Origin of the sequence: Rhodococcus sp. BH4, from assembly GCF_002079265.1 — a bacterium.
GTDB lineage: Bacteria > Actinomycetota > Actinomycetes > Mycobacteriales > Mycobacteriaceae > Rhodococcus_F > Rhodococcus_F qingshengii.
In genome coordinates this window covers 1,827,893-1,849,211 of the sequence record NZ_CP014941.1, presented here as the reverse complement: position 1 = coordinate 1,849,211, position 21,319 = coordinate 1,827,893, and the positions used below count along the sequence as shown (strand labels likewise).

Below are 21,319 nucleotides of genomic sequence, written 5' to 3'. Positions count from 1 at the left end.
ATGCCGCGCACTGCCCCCGAGGTCGGGCGTGTCGCATACCCCCACACAGGCAGCCGGATGCTCGTTCATCAGCAGTTTCTGCTCGAACGCGCGCACGGCAATACCTAGCTAGGCACACAGATCGGCCCGGGCATGCCGGACACGACCCATAACGATACCTGTCGGCGCGCCACGAGGTCAAAGCGAGGCCACGGTGATAGTGACCTCACGCTCTGACCAGACACTCTGGCTGCACACTCAGACCACGCAGCCGGACCGGTCGCGATCAGATGCTGCGGTTCAACGTCAACGCGCCGAGCTTTGCCGCAGCCTCGCACGGATCCGCGCCGCCTTGCGGCTCGGTGACCCACCAACCGAACACTCCCCCGGCCGGTGCGCTCGCGCTCACCCCGCAGCTCTGCGGATCGGCCGGCTGGCGAACCTGGTACCCGCCACTGCCGTTGATGTCGATTTTCGCCACCACGTATCCCAGGTGCTCGAATGCAGCGCGCTCGTGATCGAGGGTGCCCGTCTCGAACCAGTTGAAGGTGATCTTGATCGGACCCGCGGTCCCGATGCCGTCCCAACGGCAGATAGCGCCGAAGAACCCACGCCCGACGGCGTCGGCACCCACGGCACCGGCGATCTGCTCGTCGGTGACGGCTTCGCATTCTTGGAGGACGTTCGCGAATTCCTGGCTGTCACTACCGCCGTAGCTGCCCTCCGCACGGGGAGTCCCGGTGACCACCGAGCCGCAGCCTGTCAGCAGAACCAGCGACCCCGCCAAGGCGAGTCCGATCCTTATGCGCTTCACGGCGCCCTCGAACTTCACTGTGCCCTCGAAACTGTTTTTTCCATCAGATCCCGCGCCACCGTGCATGGATCCGCGGTCGGTGGCAGCAAACCGTAGGTGATCGACCAGTGCACGAAGTCTCCGCCGAACGCGATACCCAACTCGCACAACGAACCTGCCGTGGACGCGATGAAGCCCTGGTGTCCACCGATCGTGATGTCGTCGGCAGGACGTCCGAGCAGGTCGGACCCGGCCCGTTCGCGGCCGATCGGGCTACCGCGGTACCAGGAGAAACTGACGCTCGGACCGTTCGAACCGGCGACTTCCCACTGGCAACCGACGCCGTTGCGCGTCGTCGTCGCAAAAGTGCCGAGATTGAAGGCGTTGACAACTTCCTCGTCGGTCACCGAGCCGCATTCGGCGAACATCGGGCCCGGATCCGTAGGTGCGAGTGCCTGCGAACCCGCACCGTCGCCCGGCTGATCGACGGACCCGTCGCCGGAGCTGCAGCCGACCACGGCCGAGAGCACGGCAGCCGAGACCAATACCGAAGTCCCGATCGAAGTGAGAGTGCGTGCGGCCATGGAGCCGACTGTACTTCTCGGTGGCCCCCGACACACGCCACGTGCGCGTCGAGAGCACCGGCGCCGGCCCCGCCGCTACCGATTCAGGGAGTTGCCACCGGTACCCGAACAAGTGTGGAATCCAATTGCGCCGCCCACTGTTTGACCACCTCGGTGCGTCGGCGCGAGTCGTCTGTCAAGACATCAGCCAGCCCCAGCCCGCGGGCCAGGTCCAGGGTCGCCTGTACCAAGCGGTGCGTCACCGGGTCGGAGTCGTCGACACCCAGACTCTCGACGGCCATGCGGTGCGCGATGCGCCCGAATCGTTCCTCGAGGGGCAGTACGCGGGCACGCAGGTCGGGGTCGGAGGCAGCGGCCGTCCACACCTGCAGCGCTGCTTTGAACAGAGTCCCGGTGTAGTACTCCACCAACCGCGAAATGATCGCCTCGGTTCGTCCGGCACCCACCGGAAGGTCGGTCGATTCCTTTCGTGCCTGATCCATCCGGGCGTCGAACATCACCTCGAGCGCCGCGGTGATGAGGTCCTCGCGGGTCGGGAAGTGATGCTGCATGGCGCCTCTGGACACCCCGGCACGCTGCGCGACGACGCTCATCGTCGTTGCGCTCCACCCGAGTTCGGCGAGACACTCCACAGTCACTTCGAGCAGGTGGGAGCGCGTGACTCGACTTCGGTCCTGCTTGGGCTCTCGAGTCATCGCGCCGCCATCCCTTCTACTTCTGTGTTCCAGCGCTTCTGTGTCCCAGCTGCGCAGTTTCTACTGCGCCCAGGTCGCTGGACGCTTCTGCAAGAAAGACATCATGCCCTCACGAGCCTCGTCAGAGGAAAACAGCCGAGCCGACTGCGCGATCATCTCCTCGCCGTCCCGGTCGAATCCAGCCAGGACCGAACGCGTCGTGATCCACTTCGATTCGGCAAGTCCCTGCGGTGAACATTGGCGCAAGGTGCCGAGCAGTTCGGTGATCGACTCCCCCGTGTCCTGCGACGCGGCGGTGACGAGTCCGATGGATTCGGCCTCGTGCTGGCCGAACTTCTCGCCGGTGAGCAGATAGCGGCTCGCAGATCGCTGGTCGAGCCTCGGTAGGACCGTGAGCGAAATGATGGACGCTGCCAAACCCAACCGTGATTCCGTCACCGCGAAGGTGCTCGCCGGTCCGGCGACGACGATGTCGCACGCCCCGACAAGACCCATGCCTCCGGCCCGGACGTGACCGTCGATCCGCCCGATCACCGGCTTGGGAAGCTCGAGAATGCTGCGCAAGAGTGTCAGCATCCCCCGTCCTCGCTCCTTGACGGCGTCCTCCGGTGATGCGGACGAACCGGAGGCCTCACTGAGATCGGCTCCCGCACAGAATGTTCCACCGGTGTGGGTGAGTACCACCGCTCGAACTGCCGGATCGGCGGCAGCCGACGTCAACCCAGCCTGCAACTCCGTGACCAACCGCGTCGAAATCGCGTTGCGGTTGTGGGGTGAGTCGAGAGTGATCGTGGCAGCACCGCCCGATATTTCGTACCGTACGTATGGCTTGTCCTGATCCGTCATGAGTCGCCTCTTCCTAGTAGGACCGTGGCAGACCGAGGGAATGCTGTGAGACGAAGTTGAGGATCATCTCGCGGCTCACCGGCGCGACGCGGGCGATACGAGCCGCACCGAGCATGGCGGCCAGTCCGTATTCCTTCGTCAGGCCGGCGCCGCCGTGCGTCTGGATCGCCTGATCGAGTGCCTTGATGCTGGCTTCGGCGGCGGCGTACTTTGCCATGTTCGCGGCTTCGGCAGCACCGAAATCGTCACCGCTGTCGTAGAGCACCGCGGCCTTCTGCATCATCAGCTTGGCGAGTTCGAGTTCGATCTTCACCTGCGCGAGTGGATGCGAAATGCCTTGGTGCGCACCGATCGGCGTCTTCCACACCGTGCGCTCGTTGGCGAACTTCACTGCGGCGTTCAGGGCGTAACGGCCCATCCCGATGGCCATCGACGCACCCAGGATCCGCTCGGGGTTGAGGCCCGCGAACAACTGCATCAGGGCGGCATCGGCTTCGCCGACCAGAGCGTCGGCCGGCAGACGGACGTCGTCGAGGAAGAGGATGAACTGGTGGTCCGGTTCGATGATGTCCATCTCCATCTGCGTCTTCACGAATCCGGGAGAATCCGTGGGGACGATGAACAGAGCGGGCTTGAGCTTGCCCGTCTTGGAGTCCTCGGTGCGCGCAACGACGAGGACCGCGTCAGCCTGATCGACACCCGAGATGTAGATCTTGTTGCCGCTCAGGATCCAGTCGTCGCCATCCCTGCGTGCCGTCGTGGTGATCTGATGAGAGTTGGAACCAGCGTCGGCCTCGGTGATTCCGAACGCCATGATCTTGGAGCCGTCGGCGAGGCTGGGTAGCCACTGCTGCTTCTGCTCCGCCGTGCCGTACTTGCCGATGATGGTGCCGCAGATGGCCGGGGATACGACAACCAGGAGCAGACCGGCACCCTGCGCCGCCAATTCCTCCTGCACCAGCGCGAGTTCGTAGATGCCTGCACCGCCGCCGCCGTATTCCTCAGGCAGGTTGACGCCCAGGAATCCGAGTTTGCCCGCCTCGTTCCACAATTCGGTGAGCGGCTCCCCCTTTCGCGCCTTGGGCAGCACGTAGTCGACGTAGTTGAAGCGCTCACCCAGTTTGGAAACGGATGCCCGCAGTTCCTTCTGCTCTTCGGTTTCGATGAAACTCATCATGCTTCCTCTTCTGTAGCGGGTTCTTCCACACGTGCGAGTACCGATCCGACCTCGACCTGCTGGCCGACGGCCACCGGAAGTTCCACCAGGACACCGGCAGTCGGCGCGGTGACGGTGTGTTCCATCTTCATGGCCTCCAGCCACAGAATCGGCTGGCCGGCGGTGACGGTGTCACCGAGTGCGGCACCGAGGCGGATGACCGATCCCGGCATCGGAGCGAGCAACGAACCGGCGGCGACTTCTGCCGACGGATCCACGAAGCGCGGTGCTGCCGTCAACGCGACGGGTCCGAGCGAGGAGTCGACAAAAATCTCACTCCCGTAGGCCGCAACGTCGAACGAGCGCTGTACTCCGCTCTGCTCGAGCACTACCCGGGTCGCAGTTGCCGATACCAGGCGCACGTCGTCGAAGCCTTGTGCACTCAGCACGCCGCTTCGGCTCAGGGAGTAGCGGACGTCGTAGTCGCCCGACGCAGTGGAATAGCTCTTGCTCTGCGGCTGCGACGGGAGGTTGCGCCACCCGCTGGGCAAGCGGCCGATGACGCGGGCCGACGCCCGGTTGTGCGCGGCATCGGCAAGTGCCGCCGCCAACGCCGAGAGTCTTTCGGCGTCGGTATCGGCCAAGGGCGTAGACAGCTTCTCGAGGTCGTGAGTCTCGAAGAAGGCAGTGTCGGTGTCTCCGGCAATGAAGGCGGGGTGGGCCAGGACGTTGACGAGCAGGTCGCGGTTGGTGCGCAGCCCGTGAATCCTGGTGCGCGCCAGCGTCGATGCGAGCAGCCGGGCAGCTGCGGTCCGCGTCGGCGCGTACGAGATGACCTTGGCCAACATCGGGTCGTAGTGGACGCCGACAACACTGCCGTCGACGACGCCGGAGTCGAGGCGAACGCCCTGCTCACGCAGAACACTGAATTCTTGCGGGTCACCGGGCAACTCGATGTGGTGGACGGTTCCGCTCTGCGGCTGCCAGTTCTTGGCGGGGTCCTCGGCGTACAGGCGCACTTCGATCGAATGCCCACGGATCTCCGGCTGATCGTCCGGAAGTGCTTCACCTGAAGCGACCTGCAATTGCAGTTCCACCAGATCGAGTCCAGTGGTGCACTCGGTGACCGGATGCTCCACCTGCAAACGCGTGTTCATTTCCAGGAAGAAGAAGTCGCCTTTTTCGTCAGCCAGGAATTCAACGGTTCCTGCGCCCTCGTAACCGATGGCGTTGGCTGCGAGCCGCGAGGCGTCGAACAGCTTGTCGCGCATGGCGGGGATGCGTTGCACGAGCGGCGACGGGGCCTCTTCGACTACCTTCTGATGCCGACGCTGGATCGAGCACTCGCGCTCCCCCACCGCCCACACCGCACGGTGGCGGTCGGCCATGACCTGAACCTCGATGTGCCGACCGGTCTCGAGGTAACGCTCACAGAAGACTGTCGGGTCGCCGAAAGCGGACTGCGCCTCACGCCGCGCCGCTTCCAGTTCGCCGTCCAGCGCCGACAATTCACGAACGACACGCATTCCGCGTCCGCCGCCGCCCGCCGACGCCTTGATCAGCACCGGCAGATGAGCCTCGGTCACCGCGGCGGGATCGAGTTCGGAGAGCACCGGCACTCCGGCGGCGTCCATGATCTTCTTGGACTCGACCTTCGACCCCATGAGCTCGATGGATTCGACGGGCGGGCCGATCCACGTCAGTCCCGCGTCGATGACGCTGCGCGCGAACTCCGCGTTCTCGGAGAGGAATCCGTATCCGGGGTGAATCGCGTCGGCGCCCGAAGCCTTGGCGGCGGCGATGACGAGCTCACCCCGCAAGTAGGTCTCGGCAGGCGTGTTACCCGGCAGGCGAACCGAAGCATCGGCTTCGGCGACGTGCGGGCTGTCGGCATCTGCGTCGGAAAATACCGCGACCGTGCCGATTCCGTTCTTGCGGCAGGTTGCAAAGACACGGCGGGCGATTTCGCCACGATTGGCGACCAGTACTGAAGTGATTGTCACGGCGTGCCTCACATACGGAAGACGCCGAAGTTGTCGGTGCCTTCGATCGGGGCGGTGGCGATGGCCGACAGGCACATTCCCACCACGGTGCGGGTGTCTCGGGGATCGATGACGCCGTCGTCGTACAGACGACCCGACAGGAACATCGGGAGTGACTCGGCCTCGATCTGGTTCTCGATCATCGCGCGCATGCCTGCGTCGGCCTGCTCGTCGAAGACCTGGCCGCGCGCCTCGGCAGCAGCGCGTCCCACGATGGAGATGACGCCGGCGAGCTGCGCACCGCCCATGACGGCGGACTTGGAACTGGGCCACGCAAAGAGGAACCGCGGATCGAACGCGCGTCCGCACATACCGTAGTGACCGGCGCCGTACGACGCTCCGAGCAGGATCGAGATGTGCGGAACCTTGGAGTTGGCAACCGCATTGATCATCATCGATCCGTGCTTGATCATGCCGCCCTCCTCGTATTCCTTACCCACCATGTAGCCGGTGGTGTTGTGCAGGAACAGCAACGGCGTGTTGGAACGATTGGCGAGCTGGATGAACTGCGTGGCCTTCTGTGATTCCTCACTGAAGAGCACTCCACGTGCGTTCGCCAGGATGCCGATCGGGTAGCCGTTCAGCTCTGCCCACCCGGTCACGAGGGAGGAGCCGTAGAGCGGCTTGAACTCGTCGAAGTCGGAACCGTCGACGATACGGGCGATGACCTCACGCGGATCGAACGGGATCTTCAGGTCGGCCGGAACGATGCCGAGCAACTCTTCCGGATCCTCGAGCGGTTCGATGATCTCCGCGCGCGGCGCCGGCCCCTTCTTGGTCCAGTTGAGCCGCTTGACGATCGAGCGCCCGATGCGGATCGCGTCCTGCTCGTCGGCGGCGAAGTAGTCGGCCAACCCGGACTTGCGAGCGTGCATTTCGGCGCCGCCGAGTGCCTCGTCGTCGGATTCCTCACCGGTGGCCATCTTGACCAGCGGCGGGCCTGCGAGGAACACCTTGGAGCGTTCCTTGATCATCACGACGTGGTCGGACATGCCCGGGATGTACGCACCGCCGGCCGTCGAGTTACCGAAGACCAGTGCAATGGTGGGGATTCCGGCTGCGGACAGCTGAGTGAGGTCACGGAACATACGCCCGCCCGGGATGAACACCTCTTTCTGCGTCGGCAAGTCTGCGCCGCCGGACTCTACGAGGGAGATCACAGGGAGGCGGTTCTGCATGGCGATATCGTTGGCCCGGAAACCCTTACGCAGCGTCCACGGATTGCTGGTGCCGCCGCGCACGGTGGGATCGTTGGCGACGATCAGGCATTCGACACCTTCGACGACGCCGATACCGACCACGGTGCTGGCTCCGACCGGGAAGTCACTCCCCCACGCAGCGAGGGGACACAGTTCGAGGAACGGTGAATCCTGATCGAGCAGGAGTTCGATCCGCTCGCGTGCCAGAAGCTTTCCCCGCTTGTGGTGCCGCTCGGTGTACTTCTCGCCGCCACCCGCCAACGCCTTGGCGTGCTCGACCTCGATCTCGGCGAGCTTGGTGTTCATGGTCGATGTTGCGGTCTTGTACACCTCGGAATTGGTGTCCAGTGTTGACCGGATGACACTCATGACTGATACCCCAATCGCTTGGCCGCGAGGCCGGTGAGGATTTCGGTGGTTCCGCCACCGATTCCCAGAATTCGCATGTCCCGGTACTGCCTCTCCACTTCGCTTTCCTGCATGTATCCGAGGCCGCCGAACAGCTGAACAGCTTGGTTCGCAACCCATTCGCCCGTCTCGACTGCCGTGTTCTTCGCAAAGCACACCTCGGCGATCAGATCGCCGTCACCGGCCATGTACCGCTCGATCACCGAGTGCGTGTACACCTTGGCGACGTCGATCTTGCGGGCCATCTCGGTGACGGTGTTCTGGACGGCCTGCCGACTGATCAGGGGGCGACCGAAAGTCTCACGGGCGCGGCACCATTCGAGCGTCAGCTCCAGGCAACGTTCTGCACTGGCATACGCCTGCGCGGCGAGCGCTACCCGCTCGGAGACAAATGCCTGGGCGATCTGCGCGAAGCCGCTGTTCTCTGCACCGACCAGATTCTCCACCGGAACCCGGGCGTCGACAAAGGAGAGTTCCGCGGTATCGGATGCGCGCCAGCCCATCTTCTCGAGTTTGCGCGAGACGGTGAATCCCGGTGTGCCCTTCTCGATCACGAGCAGTGAGACACCACCGGCGCCGGGACCACCGGTGCGCACCGCTGTAACGACGAAGTCCGCTCGAACGCCGGAGGTGATGAACGTCTTGGCTCCGTTCACGACGTAATGATCGCCGTCGCGCTTGGCTGTAGTTGTCAGGTGCCCGACGTCGCTGCCTCCGCCGGGCTCGGTGATGGCGAGCGAGCCGATCTTGTCGCCGCGCAGGGTCGGCTTGACCCACTTCTCGATCTGCGCCTCGTCGCCGGCCGCGATCAGGTGCGGCACCGCGATGCCGCAGGTGAAGAGCGATGCGAACAGCCCGCCCGACGCACCTGCCTGATGCATCTCCTCACAGATCACGATGGAGTCGACGGCGTCGCCGCCCTCACCACCGGCCGATTCGGGTGCGCTGGCCCCGAGGAGTCCGAGAGCGCCTGCCTTGCGGTGCAATTCGCGCGGAATCTCGCCGTCTCGCTCCCACTGCGTCAGATGCGGCAGAATCTCCTGGTTCACGAATCCGCGTACGGTCTCGCGAAGCGCAAGCCTTTCCGGTGTGGTCCACACGGTCACCGTGAATCCTCTTTCTCGTCAGTTACGGGGAGTAGCGAAATCGGGATGTCGATGTGGCGCGAACGCAGCCATTCACCAATTCCCTTGGCCTGCGGATCGAACCGCGCCTGCGAGGCGACACCCTGACCGAGAATTCCCTCGATCACGAAGTTGACGGCACGAAGGTGCGGAAGCTGGTAGCGAGTGACGTTCAGGTCTGCTGCTTCCGGTAGCAGTTCCTTGAGCATCTCGACGGTCAGTGTGTGCGCCAACCACTTCCACTGATCGTCCGTGCGAACCCAGACGCCGACGTTGGCATTTCCGCCCTTGTCGCCACTACGGGCACCGGCGATCGTGCCGAGTGGTACCGACAGCGACGTCTGTGGCGGCAACGGCTCCGGACGCTCCGGTTCGTCGACGGGTTCGAGGTCCTGCGTCAACGTGGATGGAGCGATGTCCACGCGCGTGCCGTCCGGCAGTACGGCCACGTGCGGCACCGATCCCGCGTCGACGTAGCCGGGGGTGAACACTCCGTACGGTTGGCCGTTGCTCGGCGGAGCCGTCAGCGAGAAGCCGGGGTAGCTGGCAAGTGCCATTTCCACCGCAACCGCGGAGAAAGGACGACCGATCACCTTGGGGTCGGAATCGCGAACCACGCAGCGCAGCAACGCACTCGCGGTTTCCTCGGTGTCGGAATCCGGATGATCCGTGCGAGCGAGAGTCCAGACCAGTTCGGCGGGCTTCTTCGTCAGCCAGGATTCGAGCTGAGTCTTCGCCAGATCGGCCTTGGCCTCGATGTCGAGACCGGTGAGAATGAAAGTGGCCTCGTTGCGGAACCCGGCCAGCGTGTTCAGCGAGACCTTGTACTGCGGCGGCGGAGCCTCGCCCGTGACGCCGCTGATCAGCACCCGATCCGGGCCTTCCTGGGTGAGCACTGCGTTGTCGATGCGGGTCGTCACGTCCGGGCCTGCATAGCGTCCACCGGTGATCTCGTACAGCAGCTGCGCCGTCACCGTGCCGACGCTCACCTCGCCGTCCGTTCCGGCGTGCTTGGTGATGACCGAAGATCCGTCCGCGTTGATCTCGGCGATCGGGAAGCCAGGCCGGCCCAGATTGGGAATCTCTGTGAAGAACGCGTAGTTGCCGCCGGTGGCCTGGGTTCCGCACTCGATGACGTGGCCCGCCGCGACAGCACCGGCAAGCTGATCGAAATCATCTCGCTTCCAACCGAAATGGTGAGCAGCCGGACCGACGATCACCGAAGCGTCGGTGACCCGTCCGGTGACCACGACATCGGCGTCGGCCGACAATGCTTCGACGATGCCCCAGGCGCCGAGGTACGCATTGGCCGTCAGCGGGGAGCCGAGTCCGAGTTCGTCTGCCCGAGAGACCAGATCGTCACCCTCGACGTGGGCGATCTTTGCGTTCAACCCCAGCTTGGTGTTGACCTCGCGCAACGCGTCGGCCAGTCCGGCCGGGTTGAGACCGCCTGCATTCGCGACGATCTTCACCCCCTTGTCGAGCGCAAGGCCGAGCGTGTCCTCCACCTGCCGCAGGAACGTCTTCGCGTAGCCGAGCGCCGGGTCCTTCATCCGGTCCCGCCCGAGGATCAACATCGTCAGTTCGGCCAGGTAGTCGCCGGTCAGGTAGTCGAGTTCGCCGCCCTCGAGCATCTCGCGCATCGCCGAGACGCGGTCGCCGTAGAACCCGGAGCAGTTACCGATCCGTACCGAACTCATTTGCCCACCTTCGATGCTCGTCCCTCACCGATGGATCCGACGGCGGCTCGTCCCTCACCGCTGGGTCCGGCAAAGGCCTGCGCGAACCCGAGCCACTCGTCCGCGTCGGCACCCACGGCGACCAGATCGAGATCGGCGCGATTGGCGCGCTGGGTGACCAGCAAGCAGAAGTCCAACGCCGGCCCGGTAACCTTCTGCGGCGCATCTTCCGGCCCCCAGGTCCAGAGCGACCCGTCCGGCGCGGTCAACTCAACCCGGAAATCGTCGGCGGGCGGCGTCTTCTCGTTGACCGAGTACGCGAAGTTTCGCGTCCGCACACCCAGGTGAGCGATGTTCTTGATGCGCGCCGTCGGAGCGCGTTCGACGCCGAGTGCGTCGGCAACGTCCTGCCCGTGCGCCCACGTCTCCATCAGTCGCGCGGTAGCCATGGAAACACCGCCCATGGGCGGGCCGTACCAGGGGAACTTGGTTCCGGCCGGGGCGGCGGTGAGCGCCTCGACGAGAGCGGTGCGCCCCGCTCGCCAATCGGCGAGCAACTCCGCCGGCTGGCGGGCCGCCTGTTCAGCAGCACCGTCGTCGACAAACCCTGCCGGGTTCACGAACGCCGCCTTCAACTGCTCCGCGAAACCGTCCGGGTCGGTGATCGCCAGGATCGCTGCACTGTCCGTCCAGTGCAGGTGCCCGATCTGATGTGCGATGGTCCACCCTTCCGCAGGCGTCATTGTCGCCCACTTCTCCTCGGGCAGATCCGCAACCAGGGCGTCTAGGCTCTCGCCTTCGGCCCGCAAGTCATCGATGAACGTCTGAAGTTCGGCCATGCGACCAGCATCACACCCACATCCATAAAAATCAAGCACGAATGATTGTTATTGCGAAATCCTGTGGTGAGAGACTGAGTTCAACTGCCATCGACAACCAGGAGCACCCATGAGCGACGCCGTACTGATCTCGCGAACCGGCGATGTGGTCACGTGGACCCTCAATCGCCCGGACACCCGCAATGCGATCTCCGAGATCGACATGATCGAGGCCCTCGAAGACGCAGTCACCGCGGTCAACCGAGATCAGAGTGTGCGCACGGTCATTCTGACGGGGGCCGGATCGGCCTTCTCCTCCGGCGGCAACGTCAAGCACATGCGAGACAAGGAGGGCATGTTCGGTGGCGCACCCGGCGAGATCCGCCAGGGCTACCGGCACGGCATCCAACGCATCCCGCTCGCGCTGTACACGTGTGAGGTGCCGACCATCGCGGCGGTCAACGGCCCGGCCATCGGAGCGGGCTGCGACCTCTCACTCATGTGCGACCTCCGCATCGCCTCGACCGCCGCAGTCTTCGCCGAGAGTTTCGTCAAGGTAGGACTCATCCCCGGCGACGGCGGAGCGTGGCTGCTCCCGCGCGCGATCGGCAACGCCCGCGCGGCCGAGATGGCGTTCACCGGTGAACCGATCGATGCTGCGAGAGCACTCGACTGGGGTCTGGTCTCGCAGGTGACCGAGCCCGAGGAATTGCTTTCCGCTGCGCACGCTTTGGCGGCTCGAGTAGCCGCCAATCCCCCGCAGGTACTCCGCATGACCAAAAAGCTCCTCCGCGAGGGCCAGCACCAGAGCCTCGAGAGCTTGCTCGAACTCTCCGCCGCCATGCAGTCGATCGCCCACCACACCCGAGATCACCACGAAGCCGTCGCCGCGATGCTCGAGCGTCGAAGTCCCGAGTTCACCGGAGAATGAAGGCCGGCAGTCAGCTACTGCCGGTCGGAGCAGTCCTCACGTCGATACTGTCGCTCCAGTTCGGCGCGGCATTCGCGACGACTTTGTTCTCGCAGATCGGGCCGGCCGGAGCTACGACGCTGCGGCTGACGATCGCCGCGATCATCCTCGGCGTCATCGTCCGCCCGCGATGGAGCAGATGGTCGAACCGGCAGCGCAAAGGCATCTTCGCGCTGGGCATCGCCCTCGCCGTGATGAACGGCGCCTTCTACCTCGCCCTCGACACGGTGCCCATCGGAACGGCCGTCACCATCGAGTTCCTCGGACCGCTCACCCTGGCCGCAGTTCTGTCTCGTCGGTGGGCCGACGGAGCATGGGTGCTGCTCGCCTTCGGCGGAGTGTTGCTGCTCGGGTTGGGCGATCACGGCGAATCCGGTTTGGACCCGATCGGGGTGATGTTCGCGTTGATCGCCGCTACTGCGTGGGCCGGATACATCGTGGCCGGTTCCCACCTGGCCGCGACGCTCCCGAGCGCCGACGGGTTGGCAGGCGCAAGCATCGTCGCGGCCGTATTGACGCTGCCCTTCGGCGTCGTCTCGGGAGGAAGTGAACTACTGGATCCGACGATGCTCGCCGCAGGCGCAGCCGTCGCCGTCCTCTCGTCCGTCATCCCGTACAGCTTGGAAATGTGGGCGCTGCGCTCTCTCGCCAAGAAAGTCTTTGCCGTCCTCATCGCCCTCGAACCCGCAGCGGCCGCACTGGCCGGAGTCCTCGTGATCGGGCAAACGCTCGACGCATTCACACTCGTGGCCATCGCACTGGTGGTGACCGCGGGTGTCGGCACTGTCGTCATGAATCGAAAACCCACAGCGAAGTAGTCCAGGTACCGTCAGAGCACGTCATTCCAACGCACAGGAGAACCATGACCAACCCGATCATCGCCACCGTTCTCGGTAACACCCCGCAGATCGACGAAAGTGCGTTCATCGCACCCAACGCCACCGTTGTCGGCGCGGTGACCATCGCTGCGGGAGCCAGCATCTGGTACGGCGCGGTTATCCGCGGCGACGCAGAATCGATCTCCATCGGCGCTGACACGAACATTCAGGACAACTGCACCGTGCACGCCGACCCGACGTTCCCCGCAGTGCTGGGCGAACGAATCTCGGTCGGCCACAACGCAGTGCTGCACGGGTGCACCGTCGAAGACGACGTTCTCGTCGGCATGGGTGCCGTGGTGCTCAACGGCGCACACATCGGCTCGGGGTCACTGATTGCAGCCGGCGCTGTCGTGTCTCAGGGGATGCAAATCCCACCTGGATCACTGGTCGCCGGCGTGCCCGCCAAGGTCAAACGTGAACTCTCCGAAGGCGAAAAGGCCGGTATCACCGCCAACGGCGCCGGCTACATCATGCTCGCGAAGGCTCACCAGGACATCGAACAAGCCTGATCGAAACGACGCTCGCGGCCGGTAGCAGCAAGAGCAACGACTAGCCTCGGGGCCGCAACGTGCTGTTCGGCAACTCGGGTGCCGGGAGCGCCGGACCGTCGTATCCCGGCACGACGCCGAAACGCCGGTCCGGGACGCTGCCGTCGAATCCGGAGGCAAGCTCGGCCTGCCACTTGCGTCGATACTCGACGATCTCTTCGTGTGTACGGCCCATGAAGTTCCACCACATGATGACCTGCTCGCCCAACGGTTTCCCGCCGAGAAGTAGCAGTCGAGCCGGTTCGGATCCCGGATTGCGCAAAGTCAGTTTTCCGAAACCCGGTGCTTGATAACCCAACTCGGCCCAGCCGACAGTGGTACCACGCAGAACAACCGATCCTTGATCGACGATCACGCCGTGCTCATGTGAACGATCGACATCGAGGGCGATCTCGGCCCCAGGATCGAGAATCACCTCGGCACCGAGTAATTCGGTGAAGGTAGACACCGGAGACGTTTCACCGGCGAGCGAACCGAGGAACACACTGAGCGTGACACCATCGGTTGTCACCGGCTCCGGTCGATAGTGAACGAACGCGGGTGCGGTATCGCGCGCCGCATCCGGCAGGGCCACCCACAACTGCATCCCGTGCAGAACCTTCGTATTCGGCGTCGACACCTCGGAGTGCGCGATCCCACTCCCGGCCGTCATCAGATTCAGTTCACCCGGCCGCACCATCGCATGGGAACCGATGCTGTCACGGTGCTCGATCTCTCCGGTGAACAGCCAACTCACCGTCTGCAAACCGGTATGCGGATGCGGCGGCACATGCATGCCCGGTCCTGAGCCGACGTCATCCGGACCGTAATGATCTGCAAAACACCATCCCCCGATCAGCGAACGCTCGCGTTGCGGGAGGGTGCGTCGCACTCGCATGGCCCGCGGGCCACCGAGCGGTACGTCGCGCGGGGTGAGGATCTGAATCTCGCTCTCCGCCGGATGGCCTTCGCATTCCTGCTCGACGGGCTGCGCTTCGAGGTTGCTCATATCGTCCATCCTGCCTCCAGTCATGACTGCGCGAGACGCAGACGCGTGCACAATTCGGCCAACAGTCGAAGTTCATCCGCGTCCAGGGCCGGTCCGACGTGGCGGCGGATGCTCGCGGCATGACGGCGACCCACTGATTTCTGCAGCGCTGCACCCGTTTCGGTGAGTTGCACGATCGTCCCGCGGCGATCCTGTGGATCAACACTTCTCGTTACCAGACCTTCGCCCTCCAACCGTTCCACCAGGCGACTGAGCGAAGGCTGGCTCAGCAATATCTCCCGATTCAGGTCACGCAGGCGAAGGGAACTACTCGGCGCAAGACTCAGCGTGAACAGCACGTCGTACTCGCGCATCGATACCTGATCCCAGACGTCGTCGGCAGAGAGCCGCCGCAGCACCGACACCTGGGCGCGAAACAAGGCTTCCCAGGCGTCGGTGGCGAGTTCGGTGGTGCTGACCGGAACCTCAGGCGGTTGCTCGTCAGGCAGTGACACTGCTTGCCTCACGAGCCGCCTTCATCGACGCGTGAGTGGGCGGGTTGTCCGGCACATGTGCTGGCCGCCTGGCCGCGAACTCACGGCGCAGAACCGGAACAACTTCCTCACCGAGCAGATCGAGCTGCTCGAGCACCGTCTTGAGCGGCAGCCCGGCGTGATCCATCAGGAACAGCTGGCGCTGGTAGTCGCCGAAGAAATCGGCAAACGCCAACGTCTTCTCGATGACCTGCTCAGGGGAACCGACGGTCAGCGGCGTCTGCTCGGTGAACTCTTCGAGTGAGGGCCCGTGGCCGTACACCGGAGCATTGTCGAAATACGGACGGAATTCCTTGACCGCGTCCTGACTGTTCTTGCGCATGAAGACCTGACCACCGAGACCGACGATCGCCTGATCCGCGGACCCGTGGCCGTAATGCTCGTAACGCCGGCGGTAAAGATTGATCAGCTCGATGTAGTGCTCTTTCGGCCAGAAGATGTTGTTCGCGAAGAATCCGTCGCCGTGATACGCCGCGATCTCCGCGATCTCGGGGCTGCGGATCGAGCCGTGCCACACGAACGGCGCGACGCCGTCCAGCGGGCGCGGTGTGGACGTGAATCCCTGGAGTGGAGTGCGGTACTCCCCTTGCCAGTTCACGACCTCCTCGTCCCAGAGCCGGCGAAGAAGTTGATAGTTCTCGAGCGCCAACGGGATACCGGCGCGAATGTCCTTGCCGAACCACGGGTACACCGGCGCGGTGTTTCCGCGACCCATCATCAGATCGACGCGCCCCTCGGCGAGGTGTTGAAGCATCGCGTAATCCTCGGCGATCTTCACCGGGTCATTGGTGGTGATCAGCGTCGTGGACGTGGAGAGCGTGATCTTCTCGGTCTGGGCCGCGATGTATCCGAGCATCGTGGTCGGAGATGACGGCACGAACGGTTTGTTGTGATGCTCGCCGGTCGCGAAGACGTCGAGACCGACTTCCTCGGCGTGCTTTGCGATGGTTGTCATGGCCTTGATGCGCTCGTGCTCTGTCGGGGTCGCCCCCGTCGTGGGATCAGTGGTGACGTCACCGACCGTGAAGATTCCGAACTGCATGGTTGCTCCTCCGCGAACTAGATCCATGCGTTTGCATGTAACTGATCAAACATTCAACCATCCAGCTGTATTCCACGGCAAAAAGGTGAGGGCGGCACACAAGATGTGTGCCGCCCTCACCTGGACGAACGATCTACCGAAAAGCGGTCAGTGCATAACGATCGGCGTTGCCGTCTCGCCCTCGGCCACCGGCCTGGTGGTCTTGCTCCGCGGCAGGAAGAACGCCGGGATGAGGGTCAGGACGATCAGCACAGTGGCAACGAGGAAGGTGTTACCGAAGGCATCCGACGCCGCACTGAGAATCGAATTCGCAGCAGACTCCTGCGGACTTCCCGGTTCGGTCGGAATGTGCGAGGCCGCACCGACCATCGTCGTGTCGAGGCCACGATCGAGAAGCTGGTTGGTCAAGACCACCGACATCACGGCGGTACCGATCGAACCTGCGGTCTGCTGAACGATGTTCATCAGGGTGGAGCCGCGAGCAATCTGCTCGTTGGAGAGCGTCACGATAGCTGCGGTCATCAGCGGCATCATGGTGCAACCCATACCGAGGCCCATGACGAACAAGGCACCCATCAGCAGCCACGTCGGGGAATCCGAGGCAACCTGTGTGAACACACCCAAGCCGATCAGAATCAACGGCAAACCGGTCAGGACGATCTTGCCCGGGCCGATCTTGTCGACCAGTCGACCAGCGATCGGCATGGTGACCATAGCGCCGAGACCCTGCGGAGCCATCAACAATCCGGCAGCGAGCGTGGTGTGACCGCCGACCTGGATGAAGTAGCTCGGGAACAGCAACCCGGCGCCCATGAAGGCGACGATGAACAGCGACGTCGTGATGACGGCGGTGGTCAACTGACGGTTCTTGAACAGGTGCAAGTCGATCAGCGGGTGATCCTTGTTGAGCGCGTGGAACACGAAGGCGATGATCAGCGCCAGACCGATACCGGCCGACACCAGAACCCGAGCCGACGCAACCGTTCCCACCTCAGGGATGGACGACACACCGAACAAGAACAGCGCGAGGCCGGGTGACAGCAGGATCATGCCGAGGAAGTCGAAGGACTCCGAAGGCTTCGCCTTGTCGGACGGCAGAATGATGAATGCTGCTGCCAACGCGATGATGCCGATCGGCAGGTTGATCAGGAAGATCCAGTGCCAGCTCGCGGCCTCGATCAGCCAACCACCGAGGATCGGGCCACCGATGGGGCCGAGCAGCATCGGGATTCCGAGAACTGCCATGACGCGACCGACGCGGTCCGGACCGGCGGCCCGGGTCATGATGGTCATACCGAGCGGCATCAACATGCCGCCGCCGAGGCCCTGGAGCACACGGAAGCCGATGAGCGAGGTGATGTCCCACGCCATCGCACAAGCGACCGAACCGAGTACGAACAGCACCAGGGCCGTCATGTACAGGCGCTTGGTACCGAAACGGTCGGCAGCCCAACCGGTAACCGGAATGACCGTCGCCAAGGCGAGCGTGTAGGCCGTCATCGTCCACGCGACGGTGGCGTACGAAGTTTCGAAGTCCTCGGCAAAAGTGGTGAGCGCGACGCTCACCACGGTTACGTCGAGAATCGACATGATGGCGCCGAGCACCACCACGGAAGCGATCTTGAGGACCGCCCCGTCAAGTTTGTCGGACGCCGGTGCCGGCGCGTTCGGCGATGTCATCGCGAAGTCTCCTGGTTAAGTGCTCGCAGATAGTCACCCGCGAGAAGGGGCTTGAGAGCCTCGAACAAACGAATCCGCTCTGGCTCAGGAACACGCGACGCGAATTCGCGAAGCTGGCCGCGCTTGCACTCGATGTGGTTGGTCGTCACCTTACGACCGGCCTCCGACAAGGAAACCCGCTTGACGCGTCGGTCCCGCTCGTCTTCACGGCGATCGACCAGACCCATGTTCACGAGCTGATCGATGTTCCGCCCCGTAGCTGCCACCGAGAGCCGAAGCTCGTCGGCAACCTCGTTGATCGGGATCGCCGCATCACGTTGTGCAAGTACGAACAGCACACGCACCTGAGAGAACGAGAGATCCAGTTCGATCAACGCATCGATCGACTCCGAATCACCGGCGCTCATCAGGCGAGTGAACAACTCGTCGAGTGCTCCATACAGGTCATCAGAATCGGAAGCGATCACCTGGCAAATGGTAGTGCGGTTGCAACTATTGCCCAAATGAAAACATGTTGCAACTTATTATTTGGTGACCACCATCACGTTGCGAAGAATCATTCCTGCAGCAAGATGGCCTTTCCGAGAACTTTGCCGCTTTCGAGATCAGCCAGGGCAACTGCTGCGTCGGCAAGCGGATACCGTGCCTTGACCAGCGGACGCAAGCCGTTCCGGACGTGTTCTACCAGCGATGCATGCACCTCGGCTACCGCTTCGGGATTGGTACGCGTGAACTCACCCCATGCCGCGCCGACAATGCTGATATTGCGAAACAGCACCCGGTTCACCTTTACCTCGGGAATACCGCCGCCGGCGAATCCGATCACCACGAGTCGTCCTTCGGGTGCCAGAACCCGGACCGCGTCGTCGAACGCATCGCCGCCCACCGGATCCACCACGATCTGAGCGCCGACGCCGTCGGTCAGTTCCCGAATCCGCTCTCCCCATCCCGGAGCCAGCGCGACCACCTCGTCGGCACCGAGCTCACGCAAGAAGTCATCGACGCCCTCGCGTCGTACCACGGCGATCACCCGGGCACCGTGCGCCTTGGCCAGCTGGATGGTTGCCGTTCCGACTCCGCCTGCAGCGCCGAGCACGACGACAGTCTCCCCCGCGACGATCTTCGCGCGACGAGCGAGCGCGAACTCCATCGTCTGATAGTTGATGATCAGCGAGGCCGCCTCGTCGAAGGCGAGTCCGTCCGGAATTCGGAGTACCTGCGCCGGGTTGACGGCAATCCGCTCTGCATACCCACCCAGATACGCGGCCGCGAGAACACGATCGCCCGGAGCGAAACCCGACCCTTCCGGCGCGGAGACCACGACGCCCGAGATCTCCGCGCCGGGAATGAACGGCGGTTCCGGGCGGATCTGATACTTGCCGTAGGTGATGAGCAGGTCCGGAAAGCAGACGCCACTTGCCTTCACATCGATGAGAACAAGACCTTCGGCTGCGGGCTCGGGAACCTCCTGCGCGACAATTCCTTCGGGACCGGACAGTTCCGTAACCACCATGGCGCGCACAGAAAGCTCCTCTTCGGGACATCTGAAGTCTGGACCGGTAACCCGGTTTTCTCGACTTTAACCCGGTACTCACGTCAGATCATCGTTCGCTCCCGATGTGCAGACGTTCGAGTCCGTCGAGAATCAGATCGAGACCGAAAGCGAATTCGGCGGCGTAGCTGTATCCCGGAGCAAGGACGTGCTCGGTGGTCAACTCGGCCAGGTGCGGATACTGACCGCTCTCGAACGAGCCCATGATCGCCTTCGCCAGTTCCGTCGTTTCCTGCGCTGTTTCGAACGGCAAGCTCACTTCTTGCAGCACGAAGCCGTAGATGTACGCATCCATGATCGAAAAGGCATGCGCAGCAAGGGCGACGGGAAAGTCGGCGGCGCGTAGCGTTCCGATGACGGCATCGTGGTGGCGCAGGGTCGCGGGACCAGGCGTCGTTCGGGACTCCATCAACGGAGTTGCCCACGGGTGCCTCCCCAACACTTCCCTTGTCGATACCGCTCGCACGTGAAGTTCCGTGCGCCACGGGCGTCCCGGCGTCGGCAGATCGATCTCCGCGAAGACCGCATCGACCATTCCGTCGAGCAGATCCCCCTTGTCCGAAACATGGTTGTACAGAGACATCGCTTCGACGCCCAGTTCGGTGCCCAGCTTCCGCATGGTCATCGAATCGATTCCGACGGAATCGGCAAGCGCGACAGCAGCGTGTACGACGTCGTCTCGGGTCAATCTTGCGCGCTTCTCCACATTGACAGAACTTACACCGTAAGTGCAATACTTACGCTGTAAGTATTCGACGAACGGAGACTCGCATGCCGAAGGAACTGATGACCGCCGTCGTACAGGATCGCTACGGAGAGGCCGACGTTCTCTACGTCGACCACATTCCGCGCCCCACTGTCGCCGACAACGAAGTGCTGATACGCGTCGAGGCCGCGTCCGTCGACCGCGGGGCATGGCATCTCATGGCCGGACTGCCATATCCGTTGCGCCTCGCGGGTTTCGGGCTGCGCAGACCTAGGAACCGAGTCCGCGGACTGGACGTGTCCGGCCGAGTCGAGGCCGTCGGCAGTTCGGTGACCCGCGTGGCAGTCGGCCAGGAGGTGTACGGGATCGCGGTCGGTTCGTTCGCGGAGTACGCACGCGCACTCGAGACGAAGATTGCCGCAAAACCTGCCCGGTTGTCGTTCGCACAGGCAGCAGCGGTGCCGGTCTCCGCCCTCACAGCGTTGCAAGCCGTGCGCGACCACGGCCGCGTGCAGGCGGGCCAATCCGTCCTCGTACTCGGCGCATCCGGTGGCGTCGGGATCTACGCGGTGCAGGTGGCAAAAGCCATGGGCGCTCACGTCACCGGCGTGTGCAGCACCTCGAAAACCGATACCGTCCGCTCCATCGGTGCCGACGAGGTTCTCGACTACCGCGTCGACGACGCCACCGACGGATCGCATCGGTACGACGTCATCATCGACACCGGCGGCAACCGCCGACTGCGAGATCTTCGACGGGCGCTCACACGCACCGGAACGCTGGTGATCGTCGGCGGCGAGAACGGCGGACGGTGGCTCGGCGGAACCGATCGCCAAATACGCGCACAGTGCTTGTCTCCGTTCATATCTCAGAAAATGGGCACCTTCATCGCTTCGGAGAACGCCGACGATCTGGAGGTCCTGACGCAGATGATCGACGCAGGTGACATCACCCCGGTGATCGACTCCGTTCATCCCCTTGCCGACACCGCCGTCGCCGTGGCACGAATGGTCGACGGCTCCGGCTGCGGAAAGCAGATAATCGCCACTCGCTGAAAAGCCTGACAGAATCGGCTCACTCCAGCGAACAGGAATCT

The 21,319-nt window shown here is 63.7% G+C and carries 21 protein-coding genes; 4 read left to right on the top strand and 17 right to left on the bottom strand.

Features of this window, described 5'->3' with window-relative positions; genetic code table 11:
* Positions 1-265 precede the first annotated feature (265 nt).
* The 10 genes from A0W34_RS08750 to A0W34_RS08705 form a co-directional block, all read right to left on the bottom strand.
* Positions 266-811, bottom strand: a complete 546-nt coding sequence (locus tag A0W34_RS08750) for a DUF3558 domain-containing protein (RefSeq protein WP_064074181.1) — start codon at positions 809-811, stop codon at positions 266-268.
* Positions 808-1,356: a DUF3558 domain-containing protein gene (locus A0W34_RS08745; RefSeq protein WP_047268916.1), complete on the bottom strand. Its 549-nt coding sequence runs from the start codon at positions 1,354-1,356 to the stop codon at positions 808-810. Before A0W34_RS08745 ends, A0W34_RS08750 begins: the two co-directional genes overlap by 4 nt.
* Positions 1,357-1,439: 83 nt before the next feature.
* Positions 1,440-2,051, bottom strand: a complete 612-nt coding sequence (locus A0W34_RS08740; RefSeq protein ID WP_003942008.1) for a TetR/AcrR family transcriptional regulator — start codon at positions 2,049-2,051, stop codon at positions 1,440-1,442.
* Positions 2,052-2,111: 60 nt separating this feature from the next.
* Positions 2,112-2,897: an enoyl-CoA hydratase family protein gene (locus A0W34_RS08735; RefSeq protein WP_081557569.1), complete on the bottom strand. Its 786-nt coding sequence runs from the start codon at positions 2,895-2,897 to the stop codon at positions 2,112-2,114.
* 13 nt (positions 2,898-2,910) lie between these two features.
* The gene (locus A0W34_RS08730) at positions 2,911-4,071 is read right to left on the bottom strand and encodes an acyl-CoA dehydrogenase family protein (protein ID WP_003942033.1); all 1,161 of its coding nucleotides are present in this window, start codon (positions 4,069-4,071) and stop codon (positions 2,911-2,913) included.
* Positions 4,071-6,056: an acetyl/propionyl/methylcrotonyl-CoA carboxylase subunit alpha gene (locus A0W34_RS08725; protein ID WP_081558769.1), complete on the bottom strand. Its 1,986-nt coding sequence runs from the start codon at positions 6,054-6,056 to the stop codon at positions 4,071-4,073. Before A0W34_RS08725 ends, A0W34_RS08730 begins: the two co-directional genes overlap by 1 nt.
* A gap of 8 nt (positions 6,057-6,064) precedes the next feature.
* Positions 6,065-7,663: an acyl-CoA carboxylase subunit beta gene (locus A0W34_RS08720; RefSeq protein ID WP_042921023.1), complete on the bottom strand. Its 1,599-nt coding sequence runs from the start codon at positions 7,661-7,663 to the stop codon at positions 6,065-6,067.
* On the bottom strand, positions 7,660-8,808 hold the full coding sequence (locus A0W34_RS08715) for an acyl-CoA dehydrogenase family protein (protein ID WP_007728404.1): 1,149 nt from the start codon (positions 8,806-8,808) through the stop codon (positions 7,660-7,662). Before A0W34_RS08715 ends, A0W34_RS08720 begins: the two co-directional genes overlap by 4 nt.
* Positions 8,805-10,526 carry an acyclic terpene utilization AtuA family protein gene (locus tag A0W34_RS08710; RefSeq protein ID WP_081557568.1) on the bottom strand — a complete coding sequence of 574 codons (1,722 nt, stop codon included), beginning with the start codon at positions 10,524-10,526 and terminating at the stop codon, positions 8,805-8,807. The genes A0W34_RS08715 and A0W34_RS08710 overlap by 4 nt, the downstream gene beginning before the upstream one ends.
* Positions 10,523-11,344, bottom strand: coding sequence for a TIGR03084 family metal-binding protein (locus tag A0W34_RS08705; protein ID WP_081557567.1), 822 nt, complete (start codon positions 11,342-11,344; stop codon positions 10,523-10,525). The genes A0W34_RS08710 and A0W34_RS08705 overlap by 4 nt, the downstream gene beginning before the upstream one ends.
* A gap of 109 nt (positions 11,345-11,453) precedes the next feature.
* Between A0W34_RS08705 and A0W34_RS08700 the strand changes: the two genes are divergently transcribed.
* From A0W34_RS08700 to A0W34_RS08690, 3 genes are read left to right on the top strand one after another with little or no spacing between them, the layout of a single operon-like run.
* Positions 11,454-12,254: a crotonase/enoyl-CoA hydratase family protein gene (locus tag A0W34_RS08700; protein WP_003942035.1), complete on the top strand. Its 801-nt coding sequence runs from the start codon at positions 11,454-11,456 to the stop codon at positions 12,252-12,254.
* Positions 12,251-13,111, top strand: a complete 861-nt coding sequence (locus tag A0W34_RS08695) for an EamA family transporter (RefSeq protein WP_042453112.1) — start codon at positions 12,251-12,253, stop codon at positions 13,109-13,111. Before A0W34_RS08700 ends, A0W34_RS08695 begins: the two co-directional genes overlap by 4 nt.
* 44 nt (positions 13,112-13,155) lie before the next feature.
* The gene (locus A0W34_RS08690; protein ID WP_003941993.1) at positions 13,156-13,683 is read left to right on the top strand and encodes a gamma carbonic anhydrase family protein; all 528 of its coding nucleotides are present in this window, start codon (positions 13,156-13,158) and stop codon (positions 13,681-13,683) included.
* Positions 13,684-13,723: 40 nt separating this feature from the next.
* Here the strand turns inward: A0W34_RS08690 and A0W34_RS08685 are convergent, their stop codons facing one another.
* From A0W34_RS08685 to A0W34_RS08655, 7 genes are all read right to left on the bottom strand, one after another.
* A complete protein-coding gene (locus tag A0W34_RS08685) occupies positions 13,724-14,710 on the bottom strand; it encodes a pirin family protein (protein WP_039972959.1) in 987 nt (328 codons plus the stop codon).
* A gap of 20 nt (positions 14,711-14,730) precedes the next feature.
* A complete protein-coding gene (locus A0W34_RS08680) occupies positions 14,731-15,204 on the bottom strand; it encodes a MarR family winged helix-turn-helix transcriptional regulator (protein ID WP_070162590.1) in 474 nt (157 codons plus the stop codon).
* Positions 15,191-16,285 carry an LLM class flavin-dependent oxidoreductase gene (locus A0W34_RS08675; RefSeq protein ID WP_007728412.1) on the bottom strand — a complete coding sequence of 365 codons (1,095 nt, stop codon included), beginning with the start codon at positions 16,283-16,285 and terminating at the stop codon, positions 15,191-15,193. The genes A0W34_RS08680 and A0W34_RS08675 overlap by 14 nt, the downstream gene beginning before the upstream one ends.
* 147 nt (positions 16,286-16,432) lie before the next feature.
* Complete coding sequence (locus tag A0W34_RS08670; protein WP_003942006.1) at positions 16,433-17,965, bottom strand: DHA2 family efflux MFS transporter permease subunit; 1,533 nt, start codon at positions 17,963-17,965, stop codon at positions 16,433-16,435.
* Positions 17,962-18,432 (bottom strand): MarR family winged helix-turn-helix transcriptional regulator, encoded by a 471-nt coding sequence (locus tag A0W34_RS08665; protein WP_081557566.1) that lies wholly within the window; start codon positions 18,430-18,432, stop codon positions 17,962-17,964. Before A0W34_RS08665 ends, A0W34_RS08670 begins: the two co-directional genes overlap by 4 nt.
* A gap of 89 nt (positions 18,433-18,521) precedes the next feature.
* Complete coding sequence (locus A0W34_RS08660) at positions 18,522-19,487, bottom strand: NADPH:quinone oxidoreductase family protein (RefSeq protein WP_003941986.1); 966 nt, start codon at positions 19,485-19,487, stop codon at positions 18,522-18,524.
* A 79-nt stretch (positions 19,488-19,566) separates the two neighbouring features.
* Complete coding sequence (locus A0W34_RS08655) at positions 19,567-20,223, bottom strand: TetR/AcrR family transcriptional regulator (protein WP_003941871.1); 657 nt, start codon at positions 20,221-20,223, stop codon at positions 19,567-19,569.
* A 65-nt stretch (positions 20,224-20,288) separates the two neighbouring features.
* On the opposite strand from A0W34_RS08655, the gene A0W34_RS08650 reads away from it, so the two are divergent.
* Positions 20,289-21,278: an NAD(P)-dependent alcohol dehydrogenase gene (locus A0W34_RS08650; protein ID WP_007728421.1), complete on the top strand. Its 990-nt coding sequence runs from the start codon at positions 20,289-20,291 to the stop codon at positions 21,276-21,278.
* Positions 21,279-21,319: the final 41 nt, after the last annotated feature.

What these genes read in the sequence shown, in the direction of transcription:
- A0W34_RS08745 (WP_047268916.1), bottom strand. Translation starts at nt 1,356, where the DNA reads ATGGCCGCACGCACTCTCACTTCGATCGGGACTTCGGTATTGGTCTCG.
- A0W34_RS08740 (WP_003942008.1), bottom strand. Translation starts at nt 2,051, where the DNA reads ATGACTCGAGAGCCCAAGCAGGACCGAAGTCGAGTCACGCGCTCCCAC.
- A0W34_RS08735 (WP_081557569.1), bottom strand. Translation starts at nt 2,897, where the DNA reads ATGACGGATCAGGACAAGCCATACGTACGGTACGAAATATCGGGCGGT.
- A0W34_RS08730 (WP_003942033.1), bottom strand. Translation starts at nt 4,071, where the DNA reads ATGAGTTTCATCGAAACCGAAGAGCAGAAGGAACTGCGGGCATCCGTT.
- A0W34_RS08720 (WP_042921023.1), bottom strand. Translation starts at nt 7,663, where the DNA reads ATGAGTGTCATCCGGTCAACACTGGACACCAATTCCGAGGTGTACAAG.
- A0W34_RS08710 (WP_081557568.1), bottom strand. Translation starts at nt 10,526, where the DNA reads ATGAGTTCGGTACGGATCGGTAACTGCTCCGGGTTCTACGGCGACCGC.
- A0W34_RS08705 (WP_081557567.1), bottom strand. Translation starts at nt 11,344, where the DNA reads ATGGCCGAACTTCAGACGTTCATCGATGACTTGCGGGCCGAAGGCGAG.
- A0W34_RS08700 (WP_003942035.1), top strand. Translation starts at nt 11,454, where the DNA reads ATGAGCGACGCCGTACTGATCTCGCGAACCGGCGATGTGGTCACGTGG.
- A0W34_RS08695 (WP_042453112.1), top strand. Translation starts at nt 12,251, where the DNA reads ATGAAGGCCGGCAGTCAGCTACTGCCGGTCGGAGCAGTCCTCACGTCG.
- A0W34_RS08690 (WP_003941993.1), top strand. Translation starts at nt 13,156, where the DNA reads ATGACCAACCCGATCATCGCCACCGTTCTCGGTAACACCCCGCAGATC.
- A0W34_RS08685 (WP_039972959.1), bottom strand. Translation starts at nt 14,710, where the DNA reads ATGAGCAACCTCGAAGCGCAGCCCGTCGAGCAGGAATGCGAAGGCCAT.
- A0W34_RS08675 (WP_007728412.1), bottom strand. Translation starts at nt 16,285, where the DNA reads ATGCAGTTCGGAATCTTCACGGTCGGTGACGTCACCACTGATCCCACG.
- A0W34_RS08670 (WP_003942006.1), bottom strand. Translation starts at nt 17,965, where the DNA reads ATGACATCGCCGAACGCGCCGGCACCGGCGTCCGACAAACTTGACGGG.
- A0W34_RS08650 (WP_007728421.1), top strand. Translation starts at nt 20,289, where the DNA reads ATGCCGAAGGAACTGATGACCGCCGTCGTACAGGATCGCTACGGAGAG.